Genomic DNA, 19,542 nt, shown 5'->3' with positions numbered 1-19,542 from the left:
ACCTCCTCGGTCCGGACTGGTCCCCTCTGGGCTGAGGTTTTTCATGAAAAAACTCCACAAATACAACCGAGTTCGGCCGCCGCTGCACCTTGCGAAGGTCACTGTTCTTCTCGTCAGCCGGTTTTCCACCGGCCGGTTTAGTACCAGCGAGGAGGACTACGTGATCACTACGACGATCACCACGACCGAACTCCCCGCCACCATCGGCATCGCCCATGACGCGCCCTCCGCGCGCGACATCGAGGACCTGATCCGCGAGAACATGCCGATGGTTGGCCATCTGGTCCGGGAACTGCTCAACCGCGTACCCGGCCACGTCCATGCCGACGACCTCTCGTCCGCGGGCTTCGCGGCCCTGCTCGGCGCCGCCCGTTCCTTCGACGTGACCCGGGGCATCCCGTTCCACCGGTTCGCCGCGGTCCGGATCCGGGGCGCCCTGCTGGACGAGCTCCGCGGTCAGGACTGGGCCAGCCGTTCGGTGCGGGCGAGGGCCCGGCGCGCGACGACCGCACGCCAGGAACTGACCGCCGCGCTCGGCCGCACACCCAGCGACGCCGAGGTGGCCGAGGTGCTGGGGATCGGGGTCAACGAGCTCGCCAGTGTCGAGGACGACGTGCAGAAGGCCTCCCTGCTCAGCCTCCAGGGCTTCCCCACCGGGGCGGCCGAGGAGATGGTGCCGGAGACCTCGGAGGGCCCGGAGGATCTGCTGCTCAAGCGGGAACGCCTCGGATACCTGCATCAGGCGATCCAGGCCCTGCCGGAGCGGTTGCGCCAAGTGGTGGAGGAGTCGTTCCTGCAGGAACAGCCGCTCAGCGAGGTGGCGTCGAGGCTGGGCGTCACCGAGTCCCGCATCTCCCAGTTGCGGACCGAGGCGCTGCGCCTGCTGCGCGAGGGCCTGAACAGCTCTCTCGCCCCGGAGTTGCTGACGGTGGCGGCCGGCGGCCCACGGACCCGGAAGGGGTGTCTGCAGAGACGCCGCACCGAGTACTTCGCGAAGGTGGCGCAGCAGGGCAGCCTGCACACCCGCCTGGCCCTGACCGATGCCCACGGCGTCCCGATCGCGGTAGCGGCCTGACCCGGTGACGGGGAGGGTGGCCCTGTTCCGCCCTCCCCGTCCCACAAGATCAAGACCGGTTTGCGGGTACGCCCGTCAGCACGCGAGTCCCGGCACACAACGGATCCAGCACCGCCTTCACCTGCCGGATGTCGGCGCCCACAGCGGTGGCGAGCACTCCCGGCCCGGCCAGGCGCATCACTGCGGCGTCGGCTGCCGGCACGTCCGGAGACGGCAGTTCGTCACCCGCCAGGATCACCGTCCCGAGGGCCCGCCCGCCACCGAGCACGGCCGCCCCGTCCCACCCCGGAGCCGACGGCCCGACGGTGAACTCGTGCCGGTACAGGGTGACCCCGCCGTACCGGACGAGGGTGTCGGCCCGAACCGCACCCGAAGCCTCCGCATGTCGCCCGCAGACCAGGTCGTCGCGCCACAGCAGCGTCCCGCCCTCGGCCACGTCGACCCGGCTGACCACGACGTGGTCACACCCGGCCGCGGCGATCAGCGGCTCGGGAAGCCACCGCAGCACCCCGCCCTCGGCCACCAAGGCGGTGACGGTCATCCGCGACGCGGCGGCGACCCGCCCCGGCAGGGCCAGCGACGCCGCCACACTGAGCATCTCCAGCCGGGCACCGGGCCCCACCGTGATGTCCAGCCGTAGCTCGTCGCCGCGCAACGGCCCGGCCGCCCCGCCGACCAGGTGAACGGTCACCCCCGAACCGCCGCGAGGCCCGGTCCGCCGCAGAAGCAACGGCGACTCCCCGCGCAGGACGGCCAGCCGAGTCCCGCCGCGACCGTCGGCCTCAGCGACGACGCAAGCCTCGGCCCGCATCAGACCCGGGCCGCGACCAGCCCGCGGATCCAGTCCGCGACCGGCGTGGCCTGCTTGTCCTCGGCCAGCGACAGGAAGACGGTGGGCAGTTCGTGCCGTCGCGCCCGGGCGTCCCGGTCCATCACCGACAGGTCCGCACCGACCAGCGGCGCCAGGTCGGTCTTGTTGATGACGAGCAGGTCGGCGGTGGTGACGCCGGGCCCGCCCTTGCGTGGCACCTTGTCCCCGCCGGCCACGTCCACCACGAAGATCTGCTGGTCGATGAGCCCCTTGCTGAACGTGGCGGTCAGGTTGTCCCCGCCGCTCTCCACGAGCACCAGGTCGAGCGGACCGAGCTTCTCCTCCAGATCCTCGACGGCGTCCAGGTTGGCGGAGATGTCGTCCCGGATGGCGGTGTGCGGGCAGCACCCGGTCTCCACGGCCCGTACCCGCTCCTCCGGCAGCACCCCGTTGCGCAGCAGGAAGTCTGCGTCCTCGGTGGTGTAGATGTCGTTGGTGACGACGGCCAGCCGCATCTCGTCGCCGAGCGCCCGGCACAGCGCGGCGACCAGCGCCGTCTTACCGGACCCGACCGGACCGCCGATACCGATGCGCAGGGCACGGGGCCCCGATCCGAGCGGGGTGTGCGGGTCGACACCGGGTTCGGGGTGCGTGTGCGGAACCTCGTCAGGACCGTGTTCGTGCAGTTCAGGATGCAAAGAGACGCACCTCCCAGGAAGCGTGGTGCTCGGCACCGATGTCGAGCAGGGGAGCGCCCGCGGCCGGCAGTTCATCGACCGGGTCGCCGGACCGGTCAGCGGCCTCGGCCGCCACCCGGTCACATTCAGGAGCGAGCCGCGCCAGAAGCGCGTGCACCGCATAGGGATCGAGCCCCAACAACCGGACGGCAGCACTGGCCCCACCGGTAACAGTCCCATGAGCAGCAGCGACAGCAGCCTCAACAGGCCCAAGCCCAGCCGCCGCCGCCAGAACTCCGAGAGCAACGGGTTGATGCGGCTCCCGCCCCACATCGGGCAGAACCCACATGGCCCGTCCCGCCCTCAGCAGAGCCCGCCCTTGAGCCCGCGACGCCTTCCGCAAGGCAGGCGAGGGCGTCCGGGCATCAACCCCACCATCAAGATCAAACCACTCTCCGGTACGCCGACAGGAGGCAGCCGCAAAGGAGGCGCCGACAAGCCCGCTGGTAGCCAACTTGCCCCGAAGAAACCCGTCGAGACCAGCAATGTCCCGAACCCGCCCAGCCACGATCTGAGCTTCCAAACCGCCCGAATGCGCATGCCCCCCGGAAGGCAACCGCCCATCCGCAACCAGCAGCAACGTAGCCAAACTCAAACCGTCCCCCTCCCGGCGACCGAAGGTTTTGGCCCGGCGGTGGCCCACGGAGGGATCAAGCCTGACCGCCCGGAGTGGGCCACCGCCGGGCCAAAACCGACCACCCGCATCAGAAGAGGAAATACCGCTGAGCCATCGGCAACACGTCAACCGGGTCGGGTTCGACAACCTGGCCGTCGATGCGTACTTCGAAGGTGTCGGCCTTGACCTCGATCCGGGGCATCGCGTCGTTGCGGATCATGTCGGCCTTGCCCACCGAGCGGGTGTCGGCCACCGGGACCAGCGCCCGTTTGACGCCGATCCGGTCGTTGAGCAGGGCGTCGATGGCCGCCGGGGCGACGAACGCGACGGACGTCTGCGCGGGCACGACGCCGTAGGCGCCGAACATCGGCCGGGGCAGCATCGGCTGCGGGGTGGGGATCGAGGCGTTGGCGTCGCCCATCTGGGCGTACGCGATCATCCCGCCCTTGAGCACCAGGGCCGGCCGGACCCCGAAGAACGCCGGATCCCAGAGCACCAGGTCGGCGAGCTTCCCGGCTTCGACCGAACCGACCTGCTCGGCCATCCCGTGGGCGAGGGCCGGGCAGATCGTGTACTTCGCGACGTACCGCTTGGCCCGGTTGTTGTCGGCGGTGGAATCGCCGGGCAGCGAGCCGACCCGCGCTTTCATGACGTGGGCGGTCTGCCAGGTCCGGGTGACGACCTCGCCGATCCGGCCCATCGCCTGCGAGTCGGAGCCGATCATCGAGATCGCGCCGAGGTCGTGCAGGTAGTCCTCGGCGGCCATGGTGGACGGCCGGATCCGGCTCTCGGCGAACGCCAGGTCCTCCGGCACCGCCGAGTTCAGGTGGTGGCAGACCATCAGCATGTCGAGGTGCTCGCTGAGGGTGTTCCGGGTGTACGGCCGGGTCGGGTTGGTCGACGACGGCAGGATGTTCGGGTGCGACGCGACGGTGATGATGTCCGGCGCGTGCCCGCCACCCGCCCCCTCGGTGTGATAGGCGTGGATGGACCGTCCGGCGATGGCCCGCAGCGTCTCCTCGACGAACCCGGCCTCGTTCAGCGTGTCGGTGTGGATCGCCACCTGGACACCGGAGGCGTCGGCCACCTTGAGGCAGGCGTCGATGGCCGCCGGGGTGGTGCCCCAGTCCTCGTGGAGTTTGAAGCCGCCGGCCCCGCCGCGCAGTTGCTCCCACATCGACTCGGCGGACATCGTGTTGCCCTTGCCCAGCAGCAGCACGTTGATCGGCCAGGTGTCCAGGGCCTCCAGCATCCGGGCCAGGTGCCAGGCGTTCGGGGTGACGGTGGTGGCTTTGGTGCCCTCGTCCGGCCCGGTGCCGCCGCCGATGATCGTGGTGATCCCGGCCGCGAGCGCGGTGTTCAGGATGGTCGGGCTGATCAGGTGCACGTGGCTGTCGATGGCGCCCGCGGTCAGGATCTTCCCGTTCCCGGCGATGATCTGGGTGCCCGCGCCGATGACCAGATCGGGGTGGATCCCGTCCATGGTGTCCGGGTTGCCGGCCTTGCCGATGGCGACGATCCGCCCGTCGCGGATGCCGACGTCGGCTTTGACGATGCCCCAGTGGTCGAGCACGACGACGCCGGTGATGACGGTGTCCGGGGTGCCTTCGGCGCGGGTGGCGGCCGCCTGGCCCATGGACTCGCGGATCACCTTGCCGCCGCCGAAGACCACCTCGTCGCCCGGGACGGGGCCGGCGCTGCGGTCCTCTTCGATCTCGATCAGCAGGTTGGTGTCGGCGAGCCGGATCCGGTCACCCTTGGTGGGCCCGAGAAGTGCGGCGTAACGGGCACGGTCCAGTGAGGTCAACGCGGGCTCCCGTTGTGCTCGCCTTCGCCGGTGTCCTCGTCGAGGGAACCGGCCGGCTCGATGTCGGCGGGGTCGGGTTCAGCGGCCGCCGGTGTGGTGTCGAGCGGCCCGCCGGCCAGCCCGCGCAGGCCCGGCACGATCCGCCGCCCGGCGAACGCCACCAGGGTGACGTCGCGCGGGATGCCCGGTTCGAAGCGGACCGAGGTGCCGGCCGGAATCGCCAGCCGGTGCCCCCAGGCGAGGTCGCGGTCGAACTCCAGGGCCGCGTTGGACTCGGCGAAGTGGAAGTGCGAGCCGACCTGGACGGGCCGGTCACCGGTGTTGCGGACGGTCAGGTCCACGACCGGGCGCCCGGCGTTGATCTCGATGTCGCCGTCGCCGAAGAGGATCTCGCCGGGAATGACGCCGCCGGTCATGAGATCGGCCCGTGCACGGTGACGAGCTTGGTGCCGTCCGGGAAGGTGGCCTCGACCTGGACCTCGGCGAGCATCTCGGGCACACCGTCCAGGACGTCCTCGCGGGTCAGCACACGCCGCCCGGAGTCCATCAACTCGGCGACGGTCCGGCCGTCCCGCGCGCCTTCCAGCAGGAAGGCGGTGATGATCGCGGTGGCTTCCGGATAGTTGAGCCGCAGACCCCGCTCGCGGCGGCGCCGGGCGACGTCGGCCGCGACGTGGATGAGCAGGCGTTCCTGCTCGTGCTGGCTGAGGAACAAAGGGAGCCTCCTGATCACGCGCCACGGAATGCTCGCAGGTGGAAGTTTCGGACGTGTAACCCCGACACAGAACCCGATCAAAACATGGAACGGCCCCGCCACTGTCCGGAAGTGCTGCGTGGCGGGGCCGTTTTCGAACTGTTTACTTCGGCAGCTTCGCCCCGAGCAACGGGACCAGCATCGTCGCGTACTTCGTGGTGATGTGGTCGTCGTCCCGCCAGACCAGCAGGTTGCCGACCACCGACGGGCAGGAGCCGTTCACGCAGAACCACGGGGTGGGGTCGATCACCGTGGCGCCGCCGGCCTTCACCGTCGTCGCGACCAGCGCCTGCCGTTCGGGCAGCGCCACCGACTCGCCGGCGTCGGCGACACAGCGGGAGATCTTGCGGGAGTGCTCGGCGAGGCATTCCGGGGCGTCGTGACCGGGCCACGGGGTGTCCTGGATCAGCGCGATCCGGGTGCCCTTCGCCTTGATCGCCTTGATCGTGCCGGTCCAGCCGGCCGCCCACAGCGGGTCGATCTCGGCGGCCGAACCCTTGAGCCGGCCACCGGACGGGTCCAGCAGCGGGTTGCCGTCGTTGGCGCTGGAGGAGATCACCACCAGGTACGGCTTGACCTGCTTGATCTCCGCGAGCACGGTGTCCCGCCAGGCCGGGCACTCGGTGTAGGCCCGCTTGAGCGCCGTGCTGTAGACGTCGACCGAGGCCGCGTGGCAGGCGCTCTTGGTGCGCACCAGCAGCTTCCAGCCACGTTCCCGGGCGATCGCGTCGACGGCCGGGAACCAGTGGGCGGCGTGCGAGTCCCCGTACAGGAAGACGGTCTTCTTGCCCTGGGGGTCGCCGAAGGCGCACTCGCTGGGCGCGACCGTGTCCAGGTATTCGAGGTGACACTTGGCGTCGTAGTAGGTCGGCTTGTCCCGCCGCGCGACCTGCACCCGCGGCGTGGTGTTGGCGGGCAGTTCACCGGTGCCGACCGAGGCGGTGATGATCCGCTGGAGCTCGGCCTGCGGGTCGGTGGCGGCGGCGACCACGGTGGTGGTGTCGATCGCCGGGTCACCCTTGGCGAGCTGCGGCGGCTTCATCGCGCCGACCTGGGCGACGAAGGCGGCCAGGCAGGAGAGCGCGAGACCGACGGCGATGCCCCGGCGGGCCTTCGCCTTGGCCCACTTGTGGTTGCGGGCCGGGTTCTCGATCAGGTGGTAGGAGGCGATCGCCAGCAGCAGCGCACCGGCCGCGAGCCCGAGGTTGAGCGGGATGTTCGGCTCGACGTCCAGCATGTGCGGCACGATCATCAGGACCGGCCAGTGCCACAGGTACCAGCTGTAGGAGTACTTGCCGATCTGCTGGAACGGCCAGGTCTTCAGGATCGCGACCACACCGTGCGGGGATCCGGCGAAACCACCGGCGATGATCGCCGCGGCGCCGAGCACCGGCACGGCGGCGAAGTAGCCGGGGAACGGCGTCTCCTCGGTGTAGAGGAACGCGGTGGCCACGATGGCGGCCAGGCCGATCCAGGTCATCGTCGCGCCCAGCGCCTTGGGCAGGCCGGCCAGCCGGGCCGCGCCGACCGCGACGAACGCGCCGATCGCCAGCTCCCAGGCGCGGGTGTGCGCGCCGAAGTAGGCCCACGGCGCGGACGACGCGGTCTGCATCACGCTGACGATCAGCGACGCCACCACGATCAGTGACAGCGAGATGATCACCGGGGCGCGGCGCTTGCCGAACAGCAGCGCGAAGATCAGCAGGAGCAGCGGCCAGACCAGGTAGAACTGCTCCTCGACCGCGAGCGACCAGAAGTGCTGCAGCGGGGAGGGCTCGGCGTCGGCGTTGAGGTACTGCACGCCCTCGTTCGCGAGCCGCCAGTTGATCCCGTAGAAGGTGGCGTAGATCGCGTCCAGCGAGATCGACTTGAACCGGGTAGCAGGCATCCACAGCCAGCTGGCGGTCACGGTGACCAGCAGCACCACCGTCGACGCGGGCAGCAGGCGGGTGGCCCGGCGCGCGTAGAAGGTGGCCAGCGAGATCCGGCCGGTCCGGTCCAGCTCCTTGAACAGGAGCGTGGTGATCAGGAAGCCGGAGATCACGAAGAAGACGTCGACGCCTACATAGCCGCCTTCGAGGCTCGTGATGCCGGCGTGCGAGAGCACCACCAGCACGACCGCGATGGCCCGCATTCCCTCGATGTCCGGTCGGAATCGTAGGTGCGCGGGAGCGGGCGGTGGCCCTGCGGAAGACGACTCCGGGCGGGCACTTTCGAGTTTATTGTCGTGCGTGACCGACATGTCCTACCTAGCGATGAGTGACCGGGCCGGGATCGGGGGGAGCTTACCCGCGATGACACAGGTCTTCCACAGTCGGTTCATCACTACTTCATCGCGACGTGGGCTCAGGTTCGCGCGGCGATGCCGTCGATCAGCAACTCGACCGCGAGCGCGAAGGTGCTGTCGTCGCGGTGCTCGGCGCCCTCGGCCTCGGTGTGCAGCAGTCCGCCGATCAGCATGACCAGCACCATGGCGGTCTGGTTCAGCTCGGCCTCGGCGATTCCGGCGGACCGGAGGACCGTGCGCAGCGTTCGCCACATCGGCCCGTCCCGCTGGGTGAAGTCGTCACTCGCCAGGATGTACCGCAGCAGATGGCGATGGGTGAGCGTGAGCGCGCGGAACTCGTATGCCAGCCGGCGTAGTTGATCGGGCCAAGGGCCGTCACTGACGGTGATGTCCTTGACCTCGGCGGTGACCATCCGGGTGATCCCGTCGAGCAGGGCCGCCTTGTTGTCCACATGGTGGTAGATCGACATCGGGTTGACGCCCAGCTCGGCGGCGAGCTTGCGCATGCTCAGCGCCTCGACCCCGTCCGCGTCGACCAGCCGCAGGGCGGTACGGAAGATCACGTCCTCGGTCAACCGTTTCTCAGCCATACGCCGTATGGTAGCTGCCATACACCGTATGGCTGAGGAGGATCCCCCTGTGACCGCCGAGATTCCGAACCCCCGCGGACTCCCGATCGTCGGCAACGCCCTGCAGCTTCCCGTCGAGGGCACCCACCAGTTCCTCGCCGACCAGGCGGCCCGGCACCCCGGCGGCATCTTCAAGCTCAACCTGGCCGGCCGGCACGTCGTCTTCGTCTACGACCCCGACCTGGTCGCCGAGGTCTGCGACGAGACCCGCTTCGTCAAACCGATCGACCCGCCGCTGGCCCACGTCCGCGACTTCGCCGGCGACGGCCTCTTCACCGCGAGCGAGGACGAGCCGGTATGGGGCCAGGCGCACCGCATCCTGCTGCCGGCGTTCAGCCAGCGCTCGATGAAGGCCTACTTCCCGCAGATGCTCGAGGTCGCCGACCAGCTCGTCGCGCACTGGTCCGCCCGCAGTGAGGTCGACGTCACCGACGACATGACCCGGCTCACACTGGACACCATCACGCTCGCCGGGTTCGGGCAGACCTTCGACTCCTTCTCCGCACCCGAGCTGCACCCGTTCCTGCAGGCCATGGGCGGCGCGCTGGTCGAGGCGATGAACCGGACGCGGCAACTCCCGATGGTCACCGGGCTGAAGAAGAAGGCCGACGCCGCCTACCAGGCCGACATCGCCGTCATGCAGGAGACCGTCGACGAGGTGATCCGCACCCGCCGCGCCTCCGGCGTCAGGACGAACGACCTGCTCGGCCTGATGCTCGACGCCGCCGACCCGGTCAGCGGCGAGAAGCTCTCCGACGAGAACATCCGCAACCAGGTGCTCACCTTCCTGATCGCCGGGCACGAGACCACCAGCGGCACCCTCGCCTTCGCGCTGCACCTGCTGCTGCGCAACCCGCACGTGCTCGCCCAGGCGTACGCCGAGGTCGACCGGGTGCTGCCCGGCGACACCGTGCCCACCTACGAGACGATCATGAAGCTGGACGTGATCCCGCGGATCCTCGACGAGACGCTGCGGCTGCTCTCGCCGATCCCGTTCATCGGTCTCGCCTCCCGGGACTCCGGCCTGCTCGGCGGGCGGTACGAGATCCCGGCCCGGCAGAAGATCGCGGTGCTGCTCAAGCCGTTGCACACCTCGTCGGCCTGGGCGGATCCGGAGGCCTTCGACATCGACCGGTGGCTGCCGGAGAACAAGGAGCGGCACCACCCGCACGCCTACAAGCCGTTCGGCAACGGGGAACGGGCCTGCATCGGGCGGCAGTTCGCGCTCACCGAGGCCCGGCTCGCCCTCGCGCTGATCCTGCAGCGGTTCGCGCTCGCCGACCCGGACGGGCACCGGCTGCACATCAAGCAGACCCTGACGATCAAGCCGGAGGGCTTCCGGCTGCGGATCCGGGCCCGGCAGGACCACGAGCGGATCTCCGTGGTCCCGGTCGCCGAGGAGGCGGCGGCTCCGGCGGTGGCCGATGTCCAGGCTGCCGGCGTACGGATGAGAGTCGCGTACGGGTCCAACCTCGGCACGTCGGAGGACCTGGCGCAGCAGATCGCGGACCGGGCCCGGCGCTCCGGGTTCGACGTGACCGTGCAGACCCTGGACGAGCTGGCGGTCTCGCTGCCCAGCGACGGTCTTCTCACCGTCGTCACGTCCAGCTACAACGGCAAGGCGCCGGACAACGCTCACGTGTTCGATGACCTGGTTCTGGCTGAGGGAGCGCTGCAGAATGTCCGATTTGCGGTGCTGGGTAATGGCAACACTCAATGGGCGACCTATCAGGCGTACCCCAAGCGCGTCTTTTCGTCGTTGATCTCGGCTGGGGCACAACCGATCGTGGACCGGGGCGAGACCGACGCCTCCGCGGACTTCGACGGGATGGCGCGGGCCTGGATCGACGGGTTCTGGACCGCGCTCGGCGCCGACTTCGGCACCGCTGCCGCCGCCGGGCCGCGATTCAGCGTCGAGGTGCTCGGTGAGGACCAGATCCGGCCCGCCGTGGTCTCGGGCGAGGCCCGCCCGATCACCGTCGAGTCCGTCTCCGAGCTGGTCGCCGACCCGGCCGCCGTCGAGCGGGCCGGCGTCAAGGCGATCACCGTCCGGCTGCCCGAGGGCGTCTCCTACCAGGTCGGTGACCACCTGGCGGTCTACGCCAAGAACGATCCGGAACTCGTCGAGTGGGCGCTGCGCACCCTGCGGGTGTCCCGTGACCTGGTGATCCGTCTCGCTCAGGACGGCGAACGGCCCACCGGGCTGCCGATCGGCGTGCCGATCACCGCCGGACTGCTGCTCACCGACTTCGTGGAACTCCAGGAACCGGCCGGGCGCACCCAGATCGAGACCCTGCTGGGGCACACCGAGTGCCCGTGGACCACCCGGCAGCTGACCGGCCTGATCGACGGCTGGGCCGACGAGATCCTCGCCAAGCGGGTGTCGGTGCTCGCCCTGCTGGAACGGTTCCCGGCGATCGAGCTGCCGTTCGGGGTGTTCCTCGAACTCGTCGGCACGATCAGGCCACGGTTCTACTCGATCTCGTCGTCGCCGCGGACCGACCCGTCGCTGGCGACCATCACCGTCGGGCTGGTCGACGGGCCGGCTCTCTCCGGGACCGGGCGCTACCGGGGGATGTGCTCGCGGTACCTGGCCCGGCTGCGGGCGGGTGACGTGTTCTACGGGCACGTCCGGGTGCCCGCGCCGCCGTTCCGGCCGCCGGCCGACCCGGCCACCCCGATGATCCTGATCGGTCCCGGGACCGGGTTCTCCCCGCTGCGCGGCTTCCTCCAGGAACGGGCGGCCCGGACCGATCGTGGACCGGCCATGCTGTTCTTCGGCTGCCGGCACCCGGCACACGACTGGCTGTACCGGGACGAGATGGAGCAGTGGGCCGCCGACGGGGTCGTCGACCTGCACCTCGCCCACTCCCGGGTACCGGACCATCCGTACCGGTACGTGCAGGACGCCCTGGCCGCCCAGGGCGACGCGGTCTGGGCGCTGCTGGAGCGGGGCGGGCACGTCTACCTGTGCGGAGAGGGTGCCCGGATGGCGCCCGCGGTCCGGTCCGAGCTGCTCAGCCTGCACCGGCGGCACACCGGGTCGACACCGGCGCAGGCTGAGGCGTGGCTACGGTCCCTGGAAGCGGCCGGCCGCTTCCAGCAGGACGTGTTCGCCTAGTTCCTGATCTTCGGTAGGCGGGCGTCCAGCAGCGGGGCCAGCATCGTCGCGTACCTGGTGGAGATGTGGCTGTTGTCCCGCCAGGTCACGATGTTGCCGACCACCGACGGGCAGACCTCGGCCGTGCAGAACCACTGCCCGGTCGGGATCACCGTCACCCCGAGCGCCTTCGCCTGTTGCGACACCAGCGCCTGCCGGGCCGGGAAGGCGAACGACTCGCCGGCCGGCCGGGCACAGCGCGACGCGTTGCGGGAATGGGTGGCCAGACAGTCCGGCACGTCCTTACCGGGCCACGGGGTGTCCTCGATCAGGACCAGCCTCGTGTCCCGGTGCCGGATCGCCTTGAACGTGCCCGCCCAGCCGGCCGCCCACAACTTGTCCTGCTCGGCCGCCGGAACCTCGTCGATCCGGTTGCCGGTGGCGTCCAGCAGGCCACCGTTGTTGTTGCCGTTCGACGAGATCACCACCATCGCCGGGCGGGCCCGCGCGATCTCGGCCAGCACGTCGTTGCGCCAGTTGTCACATTCGGTGTACGGCCGCTTGAAGACGATGGCGTACGAGTGGACCAGCGACGCCTGGCAGGCGCTCTTCGTCCGGACCAGCAGCTTCCAGCCACGCTCCTTGGCGATCGTGTCCATCGCCGGGTACCAGTGCGCGGCGTGCGAGTCGCCGAACAGGTACACCGACGCGGTGCCCGCCGGATCGCCGAAGACACACGGGCCGGGGGCGGCCAGATCCTCGAACTCCAGGTGACACTTGGTGGCGTAGTACTTCGGCAGATCCCAGCGGGCCCGCTGCACCTTCGGCGTGATGTTCCGGGGCAGTTCGCCCAGGCCGGCCGACCCGGCGATGATCCGCCGCAACTCGGCCTCCGGGTCGGCGGCCGCGGCCACCACCTTGCGGGTGCTCACCGCCGGGTCACCGGTCGCCAGCTGCGGCGGGTTCATCGCACCGAGCTGGGCCACGATCGCCGCGATCGACGACAGCGCCAGACCGACGGCGATGCCGCGACGGGCCTTCGCCTTGGCCCATCCGTGGTTACGGGCCGGGTTCTCGATCAGGTGGTACGAGCCGATCGCCATCACCAGCGAGCCGGCCGCCAGACCCAGGTTCAGCGGCAGGTTCGGCTCCACGTCCAGGATGAACGGGACGATCATCAGGGCCGGCCAGTGCCACAGGTACCAGCTGTAGGAATACTTGCCGATCTGCTGGAACGGCCACGCCTTCAGCAGTGCCACCACACCGTGGCGGGAACCGGCGAAGCCACCGGCGATGATCGCTGCCGAACCCAGGACGGGGAGGGCGGCGGCGTACCCGGGGAAGGGGGTCTCCTCGGTGTAGAGGAACGCCGACGTGACGACCGCGGCAAGGCCGAGCCAGGTCAAGATCGCTGCTGCGGTACGGGGGATCCTGGTCAGGTTTGCGGCGCCGACCGCCACGAACGCGCCGATCGCCAGTTCCCAGGCGCGGGTGTGTGCGCCGAAGTAGGCCCAGGGCGCCGACTCGCCGGTCTGCCAGACACTGACCGCAAGCGAACCCACCACGACCAGGACCAGGGTCACGATGACAAGGATTCGCCTTTTGGTGGCACTTCGCTTCGTCAGCAGGGCGAAGATCAACAGCAGGAGGGGCCAGATCAGATAGAACTGCTCCTCCACCGCGAGGGACCAGAAGTGCTGCAGCGGTGAGGGGGCGGCATCGGCGTTCATGTACTGGACGCCCTCGTTCGCGAGCCGCCAGTTGATCCCGTAGAAGGTGGCGTAGATCGCGTCCCAGGCGATCGACCCGAACCGGGTGGCGGGCACCCACAGCCAGCTGGCGACCACGGTGACCAGCAGAACCACCGTCGACGCGGGCAACAGGCGGGTGGCCCGGCGCGCGTAGAAGGTGGCCAGCGAGATCCGGCCGGTCCGGTCCAGCTCCTTGAACAACAGCGTGGTGATCAGGAACCCGGAGATCACGAAGAAGACGTCGACGCCGACGTACCCACCTTCGAGGGTCGCGATGCCCGCATGCGAGAGGACCACGAGTGTCACCGCGATCGCTCGCATGCCCTCGATGTCGGGCCGGAACCTCAGATGGGCGGGTGCCGCGTGCGCCGGCCCCTTCGTGCCGTTCGGGTGTTGATGTTCAATTGTCTCAGTTGTCGATGACATGTCCTGCCTAAGAGGAGTGCCGCGCCAGCGGTAGAGCCCGGATCATGGGGCCGGGAGATCCTACCTACGGGCCCCACAGCTTTCCCACAGCCCGCTCATGGCGTGCCGTGCGGCACCAGGCTGGTGCCGTCCCACCCAGGCGAGGTGACTCCCGGTGCGATTCGTGTCCAGAGTCACCACATCGGGCCGGCTACCTCTGCCGCGCGTCGGGCTGTCTACCTCTGCCGCACGTCGGGCTGTCTACCTCTGCTGCGCGTCGGGTCGGCTACCCCTGCTGCGCGTCAGGTCGGCTACCCTTGCCGCGCGTCGGGCCAGTCACCTCTGCTGGGCGTCGAGTCGGCACTCCTGCTGGGCGTCGGGCTGGTTACCCCTGGTGGGCGCCGTCCGCGCTCTCCTCCGGGGCCGGGGACTCCGGGGTCTCGGTGGCCGGGGCCGTCGTGTCCGGGGCCGTGGTCGGCTCCGCCGTAGCCCCTTCCTCCTCGCCCGCTCCGTCCTCGTCCGCCTCGTCTTCTCCGGCAGGCGCGGCGGTGCCCGAAACCTCCTGCGGGCGACTCCGATCCGGGCTGGGAGACCGGCCGGACCCAGACCTCTCCCGCTTCCCGTCCTCTTTCCGCTCCGGCGCAGCCCCCGAATCGTCACCAGCGCCACCTCGACCGGACCCACCCTGCCCGGACCCACCCTGCCCGGACTCACCCTGCCCGGACCCACCCTGCCCGGCTCCACCAGGCTCGTCCCCGACAGGAGGAGGCCCAGCACTCGCCGGAACCGCAGGCGTACCGCTCGCCGGCTTCGAATCCACACCGAGGACCCCGGCCACATAAGCCAGCCCGAGCCCCACACCGACAACGACAACAACCGAAACCAGAACCGACATCAACACGACCCGCCGCCGCGCCCCCGACCCCCCACCAAGGGTGGCGACAGAGGATCCCGAAACCGACCCGCCAGCACCGGGCGAGCCCGAGGTCGGCCCGGCGGCGGTGGGGGCGGCCGAGGTCGGCTCGGCGGCGGACACGGGACCGATTCCCGCGGACGAAGAACCCGGGATCGGGCTGACGCCGACCCAGGGAACGGCTGCCCTGGTCGCGGCGAGGTCACCCCGTGGTCCGGCGATCGCCCGGCCCACGCTCCCCTCACCGATTCCAGCCTTTCCGTCATCAGCGGCAGCCGCCGATCCAGCGCCTGCCGCGGAGGTCCCGACAAGACCTCCGTCGTCTGCCGGCATCGCCGCCGTCTCCTCAGGCGCACTTCCCGCCGTGGCCGCTGCAGCTTGGCTCATCGCTGTGGCCGGGTCCATCGCTGTGGCCGGGTTCATCGCTGTGGCGGGGTTCATCGCTGTCGCTGGGCTCATCGCTGCCGCGTCGCCGAGCGGCTCTCCGGACGCCGCCGCAAGGTCCGCTGCTGCCGTTCCCGCGAGAACCTCCCCGCTTGCGGTTGTCCATACCGGGAGGGCCGCCGCCGTTTCCCCGAGCGGCCTTCCGGTAGTAAGCGCCGGTGAAGGGACCGCCGCCGTCGCTGCCCCCGTCGTCGCCGTCGCTGCCGCCGCCGTCGCTGCCCCCGGCGCCGTCGCTGCCGCCGCGGTCGCTGCCCCCTCCGCCGTCGCCGCTGACGGCGCGGCCTTGGCGGCTGTTTCGGCGGCGTCGGCCATTGCCCCCGCGGACGGGAAGCGGCCCGCCGGCTCCTTGGCCATCGCCCGCATGACCAGGGCGACAACCTCGGCCGGCACGTCTTCCGGTAGCGGCGGCGGCTCTTCCTCGATGTGCTGGAGGGCGACCGCGATCGGATTCTTGGCCTGGAACGGCGGATGCCCGGCAAGACAGTGGTAGGCCAGCGCACCGAGCGCGTAGACGTCCACCGCCGGCTTGGTCTCCTGCCGGGTGACCTGTTCGGGCGCGATGTAGAGGGCGGTGCCCACCACTTCCCGGGCACCGGTGAGCGTGGCCGAACTCGCCGACCGAGCTACCCCGAAGTCGACCAGGACCACGGTCCCGTCCGGCTCGACGATCAGGTTGCCCGGTTTGACGTCCCGGTGCACGATCCCGGCGGTGTGCGCGGTGGCCAGCGCCCGGGCCGCCTGCGCCACGATCGCCATCGTCTCGACCGCGCCGAGACGCCCGCGATCGGCGAGCACATGGTTCAGCGCCCGCCCGTCGACGTGCGCCATCACCAGGTAGGCGTCCGCGTCCTCGGTACTCCCGAAGTCGTAGACGGGCACCACCCCGGGATGCCGCAGCGCCGCCAGGGCTCGCGCCTCGTGCCGGAACCGGCGCTGGAACCCGGGATCGGTGGCCCGGTCGGCCAGCAGCGTCTTGACCGCCACCGGTCGTTCGAGCACCGTATCGGTCGCCTGCCACACCTCACCCATGCCACCGGCGGCGATGGGATCGTCCAGCCGGTAACGTCCGCCGAGCAACTCTCCGGGGTGAGGCATGGATGTCCCTCTACCCAGGAGAGTGTCCGGTTACCCGTGGGGCGTCACGGCCCGGTGTAGAGAACGGCGTCGATCTCGATGTCGAAACCGACCAGCGGAACCGGCAGCGTGGTGCGTACCGGCAGGTTGTCGCCCTTGATGTACTCCTTGTAGATCTCGTTCATCTCCGGGAAGTCGGCGAAGTCACGAAGGTAGACGCCGACCCGCACGGCGTCGTCCAGGCTCGACCCGGCGGCCTCGGCGACCGCGGCGAGGTTCTGGAAGGCGGAATGCGCCTGCTCGGCGAAGGTGCCGGTGATCCGGGTGCCGTCCGGCAGCGCGGGAATGGCGCCGGCCAGATAGATCGTGTCACCGGCGACGACGGCGTGCGAGTACGGACCGCCGACCGGTGCCGCCTTCTCGGTGATCACAGCGCGCTTGGGCATCAGGAACTCCTCGGTTCTGTTCTCGGGAACTGTTCGGTCAGCCCGTCCACGTCCACCAGGGGTGTGGTGAGCAGGGCTCGGATGTCATGGTCGCGGCGTCGCAGAGCAGCATGCTGGCTCTCGGTGAGCGGGATCCACGGCGCGGGTGGTGCCGGCAGTCGTGGGGTGAGGAGACGGCCGCCCACCCAGGTCGCCTCGTTGACCAGGCGTGCCGGGGAGGTGCGGACCTGCCGGTGCGCGTCGACGAGACGGATCGGCTCCGCCCGTACCGAGAAGATCGCCAGGTCCGCCGGGGCACCGACGGTGAGGGAACCGCCCGGCAGGCCCAGCGCCCGCGCGGGGTGTGCGGTGACCGCGTCGACCACCTCGGCCAGGGGGACACCGACCGCCAGGAGTTTCGCCATCGTGGTGGGCAGGTCGAAGACCGGCCCGTGCAGGGACCGGGCGTGTAGATCGGTGGAGACGGTGAACGGCCGCAGCCCCGCGTCGAGTTGGGCCTCCAACACGTCGAAGGCGAACCCGCCGGAACCGTGCCCGAGATCCAGCAGAACGCCGCGCCCGGCGGCGGCGCGCACCGCCGGCCCGAGCGGCGTCGCGATCCCGCTGGCACAGTGCGTGACCAGGTCTCCGGGCCGCATCAGGTCGAGCACCTCGTCCAGCGTGGGTGGCGCGGTGCCGATGTGGGCCATGACCGGCACACCACATGCTTCGGCAGCCGCCAGCCCGCGGCGCAGCGGCTCGACTCCGTTGTCGCCGACGGTCTCGCTGTCGATGCGCACCTTGACGCCGTGGAACAGGTCACGATTGGCCTGGATCGTGTCGATCGCCAGTGGCACGTCGCAGTTGGCCAGGTCGCGGCTCTCACCGGTGCGCCCGGCGAGACCGACTGCGGAGATGTTGAGCAGCGCGTGAACCCGGACCGTCGCGGTCCGCGCGACATGGCGGAGACCGGCGACCGTGTACGCCCCGGCAGAGCCGGCATCGACCCAGGTGGTGACGCCGGAGTACCACGCGACGGGGTCGGGATCGATGCCCCAGTAGCCGGGACCAACGTGGGTGTGCGCGTCGATCAGACCCGGGGTGACCAGCCGTCCGGTCACGTCGACGGTCCGGCGCGCGTCCCGTGGCAGGTCCGGGCCGACCGCCGCGATCAGCCCGTCGCGGACCGCGATGTCCTGCTCGTCGCTGGTGAACAGCAGGTCCCAGGTCATGACGGCGCCGTGATGGAGAGCCGGTAGAGGCGGGTGGGCCGGCCCTTGCGGGTCTCCTGCGCGCTACCGGCCTCCTCGACCAGACCGGCAGCGGTGAGTTTGCGGATCAGACGCCGGCCGCTGGGGTCGGTGATGCCCAGAGCGCGGGCCAGCTCACCGGGGGAGATCGGGCGGCCGTCCAAGCCGCGTTCGATCGAGGCCAGCCGGGAGAGCGTCGCGGGACTGAGCCCGGCCCGACCGGCGAGTTGTTCCAGGACTCCGTGATGCCGGTAGGTGTAGGTGAGCCGCATGCCACCGGAACCGATCGGGCCGATCGTCATGCCGTCACCGGTGAACAGGTAGGCGCCGAAGTCGGCGTCCCTCGACGGCGCGACGTCGCCGCCGGTGTTCTCCCGCGAGGTGGTGTCGTCGCTGATGTTCTTCGCCGACGTGGTGTCGGCGTCGATGTCCTCCCGCGATGTGGCGTCGGCGCTGGTGTCCTCGTGTGAGGTGACTCCGGCGTGGATGCGCTCCGGCGGTGTGGCGGTGGTCCGGTCGTCTCCCGAGGAAGTGACGGCGATCCGGCTCTTTCGTGGCGTGGCGGCGGTCCGGTCCTGCTCGGCACGGGCCGCGGCTCGCTCGGCGAGGGTGACGCTCAGCCGGGCCGAATCGCCGATGCCGAACCCGGCCACCGCGTTCGCCTCGTTCAGCATCGGCAGGCCCACCCACTGGTGGGTGGCTCTTTCGAAGAGAGAGGCGGGCGCGAGCACCAGCACCCCACGGTCACCGTGCCGGTCGATCCAGGCATCGGCGAACTCCGGGGCGCCGGCCAGGAGCCGTTGGAGGGTCGCCCGTCTCTCGCCGTCGCGGGCGAGGAAGACCCCGGCGGCGAAGCGGTGGCCGTCGGCGCGCTTGTTGCGGATCCGCAGGGCGAGTTCATGCAGGTCGGCGCGGATGGTGCCGGGTGTGGCGAGAGCGTGCAGCACCGGGGTCTGCCCGTCCAGCGCGGCGGCGACACCCATCCGGACACTGATCACATAGGGCGCGCCGGTGCGGGTCAGATGCTGACGGTGGAAGTCGACGACCTCGCTGACCGGCTGATCGGGGTCGAACGGCAGCGCGGCGATCGCTGTCCGGTCCAGGTCGAGCGCGGACGCCACCTCGTCGACCGTCTCGCTCGCGAAGGTGTCGACGCTGACCGGGGTGGCCGGCCAGCCGTTGCCCCGGGCCCGGGCCCAGGCCAGGGCCAGGTCGAGCGCTGCCGAGCGGGTGACCGTGACCGGCAGCTCGGTGGGGATGAGGTCGCGTGCTCTCGCGAACGGCACCAGGCCCAGCAGAAGCCCGTCGAGCCGATGGTCACGCAGCAATCCGGCCACCCGGTCACGGATCTCGTCCTCGTGCTCGTAGACGGCCCAGCCGAAGTCGACGCCGGTGAGCGTGCTCGCCGCGTCGGCGAAGCGTGCCCGGTGGCCGGCGTGCACCACCAATCCGATCATGTCGACC

Annotated in this window: 15 protein-coding genes; 2 read left to right on the top strand and 13 right to left on the bottom strand. The window is 70.4% G+C overall.

What is annotated here, in order from left to right:
* Positions 1–163: 163 nt before the first annotated feature.
* On the top strand, positions 164–1,075 hold the full coding sequence (locus tag Aco03nite_RS08650) for a sigma-70 family RNA polymerase sigma factor (protein WP_373872589.1): 912 nt from the start codon (positions 164–166) through the stop codon (positions 1,073–1,075).
* A gap of 49 nt (positions 1,076–1,124) precedes the next feature.
* Here the strand turns inward: Aco03nite_RS08650 and Aco03nite_RS08645 are convergent, their stop codons facing one another.
* From Aco03nite_RS08645 to Aco03nite_RS08610, 8 genes are all read right to left on the bottom strand, one after another.
* Positions 1,125–1,886: an urease accessory protein UreD gene (locus Aco03nite_RS08645; RefSeq protein WP_203794247.1), complete on the bottom strand. Its 762-nt coding sequence runs from the start codon at positions 1,884–1,886 to the stop codon at positions 1,125–1,127.
* Entirely contained in the window at positions 1,886–2,584 is a 699-nt protein-coding gene (gene ureG, locus Aco03nite_RS08640; protein WP_203794246.1) for an urease accessory protein UreG, read from the bottom strand. The genes Aco03nite_RS08645 and ureG overlap by 1 nt, the downstream gene beginning before the upstream one ends.
* Positions 2,574–3,131: an urease accessory protein UreF gene (locus Aco03nite_RS54005; RefSeq protein ID WP_275415853.1), complete on the bottom strand. Its 558-nt coding sequence runs from the start codon at positions 3,129–3,131 to the stop codon at positions 2,574–2,576. Before Aco03nite_RS54005 ends, ureG begins: the two co-directional genes overlap by 11 nt.
* A 196-nt stretch (positions 3,132–3,327) precedes the next feature.
* Positions 3,328–5,046 carry an urease subunit alpha gene (locus Aco03nite_RS08630; protein ID WP_203794244.1) on the bottom strand — a complete coding sequence of 573 codons (1,719 nt, stop codon included), beginning with the start codon at positions 5,044–5,046 and terminating at the stop codon, positions 3,328–3,330.
* Positions 5,043–5,462, bottom strand: a complete 420-nt coding sequence (locus Aco03nite_RS08625) for an urease subunit beta (protein ID WP_203794243.1) — start codon at positions 5,460–5,462, stop codon at positions 5,043–5,045. The genes Aco03nite_RS08630 and Aco03nite_RS08625 overlap by 4 nt, the downstream gene beginning before the upstream one ends.
* Positions 5,459–5,761: an urease subunit gamma gene (locus Aco03nite_RS08620; RefSeq protein ID WP_203794242.1), complete on the bottom strand. Its 303-nt coding sequence runs from the start codon at positions 5,759–5,761 to the stop codon at positions 5,459–5,461. The genes Aco03nite_RS08625 and Aco03nite_RS08620 overlap by 4 nt, the downstream gene beginning before the upstream one ends.
* Before the next feature lie 142 nt (positions 5,762–5,903).
* Complete coding sequence (locus tag Aco03nite_RS08615; protein WP_203794241.1) at positions 5,904–7,934, bottom strand: acyltransferase family protein; 2,031 nt, start codon at positions 7,932–7,934, stop codon at positions 5,904–5,906.
* Between the two features lie 212 nt (positions 7,935–8,146).
* On the bottom strand, positions 8,147–8,677 hold the full coding sequence (locus tag Aco03nite_RS08610; protein WP_239144997.1) for a TetR/AcrR family transcriptional regulator: 531 nt from the start codon (positions 8,675–8,677) through the stop codon (positions 8,147–8,149).
* 49 nt (positions 8,678–8,726) lie between these two features.
* Here Aco03nite_RS08610 and Aco03nite_RS08605 point away from each other — a divergent pair, with 49 nt between their 5' ends.
* Complete coding sequence (locus tag Aco03nite_RS08605; RefSeq protein ID WP_203794239.1) at positions 8,727–11,837, top strand: bifunctional cytochrome P450/NADPH--P450 reductase; 3,111 nt, start codon at positions 8,727–8,729, stop codon at positions 11,835–11,837.
* Here the strand turns inward: Aco03nite_RS08605 and Aco03nite_RS08600 are convergent.
* From Aco03nite_RS08600 to Aco03nite_RS52730, 5 genes are all read right to left on the bottom strand, one after another.
* Positions 11,834–13,888, bottom strand: coding sequence for an SGNH hydrolase domain-containing protein (locus Aco03nite_RS08600; RefSeq protein WP_203794238.1), 2,055 nt, complete (start codon positions 13,886–13,888; stop codon positions 11,834–11,836). The two genes, Aco03nite_RS08605 and Aco03nite_RS08600, sit on opposite strands and share 4 nt — an antisense overlap.
* Positions 13,889–14,357: 469 nt before the next feature.
* Complete coding sequence (locus Aco03nite_RS52735) at positions 14,358–16,424, bottom strand: serine/threonine-protein kinase (RefSeq protein ID WP_239144996.1); 2,067 nt, start codon at positions 16,422–16,424, stop codon at positions 14,358–14,360.
* A 44-nt stretch (positions 16,425–16,468) separates the two neighbouring features.
* Positions 16,469–16,849 carry a RidA family protein gene (locus tag Aco03nite_RS08590; RefSeq protein ID WP_203794237.1) on the bottom strand — a complete coding sequence of 127 codons (381 nt, stop codon included), beginning with the start codon at positions 16,847–16,849 and terminating at the stop codon, positions 16,469–16,471.
* On the bottom strand, positions 16,849–18,060 hold the full coding sequence (locus Aco03nite_RS08585) for an amidohydrolase family protein (protein WP_203794236.1): 1,212 nt from the start codon (positions 18,058–18,060) through the stop codon (positions 16,849–16,851). Before Aco03nite_RS08585 ends, Aco03nite_RS08590 begins: the two co-directional genes overlap by 1 nt.
* A complete protein-coding gene (locus tag Aco03nite_RS52730; RefSeq protein WP_239144995.1) occupies positions 18,057–19,535 on the bottom strand; it encodes a MarR family transcriptional regulator in 1,479 nt (492 codons plus the stop codon). Before Aco03nite_RS52730 ends, Aco03nite_RS08585 begins: the two co-directional genes overlap by 4 nt.
* Between the last annotated feature and the right edge of the window lie 7 nt (positions 19,536–19,542).

The organism is Actinoplanes couchii, from assembly GCF_016862075.1.
Lineage (GTDB): Bacteria > Actinomycetota > Actinomycetes > Mycobacteriales > Micromonosporaceae > Actinoplanes > Actinoplanes couchii.
This window is presented reverse-complemented; position numbering and strand designations above follow the sequence as displayed.

Excerpts from the sequence above, each read along its gene's own strand:
- Aco03nite_RS08645 (WP_203794247.1), bottom strand. The coding sequence starts at position 1,886 with ATGCGGGCCGAGGCTTGCGTCGTCGCTGAGGCCGACGGTCGCGGCGGG.
- Aco03nite_RS08615 (WP_203794241.1), bottom strand. The coding sequence starts at position 7,934 with ATGCGGGCCATCGCGGTCGTGCTGGTGGTGCTCTCGCACGCCGGCATC.
- Aco03nite_RS08590 (WP_203794237.1), bottom strand. The coding sequence starts at position 16,849 with ATGCCCAAGCGCGCTGTGATCACCGAGAAGGCGGCACCGGTCGGCGGT.
- Aco03nite_RS08625 (WP_203794243.1), bottom strand. The coding sequence starts at position 5,462 with ATGACCGGCGGCGTCATTCCCGGCGAGATCCTCTTCGGCGACGGCGAC.
- Aco03nite_RS08585 (WP_203794236.1), bottom strand. The coding sequence starts at position 18,060 with ATGACCTGGGACCTGCTGTTCACCAGCGACGAGCAGGACATCGCGGTC.
- Aco03nite_RS08600 (WP_203794238.1), bottom strand. The coding sequence starts at position 13,888 with ATGCGAGCGATCGCGGTGACACTCGTGGTCCTCTCGCATGCGGGCATC.
- Aco03nite_RS08610 (WP_239144997.1), bottom strand. The coding sequence starts at position 8,677 with ATGGCTGAGAAACGGTTGACCGAGGACGTGATCTTCCGTACCGCCCTG.
- Aco03nite_RS52730 (WP_239144995.1), bottom strand. The coding sequence starts at position 19,535 with ATGATCGGATTGGTGGTGCACGCCGGCCACCGGGCACGCTTCGCCGAC.
- Aco03nite_RS52735 (WP_239144996.1), bottom strand. The coding sequence starts at position 16,424 with ATGCCTCACCCCGGAGAGTTGCTCGGCGGACGTTACCGGCTGGACGAT.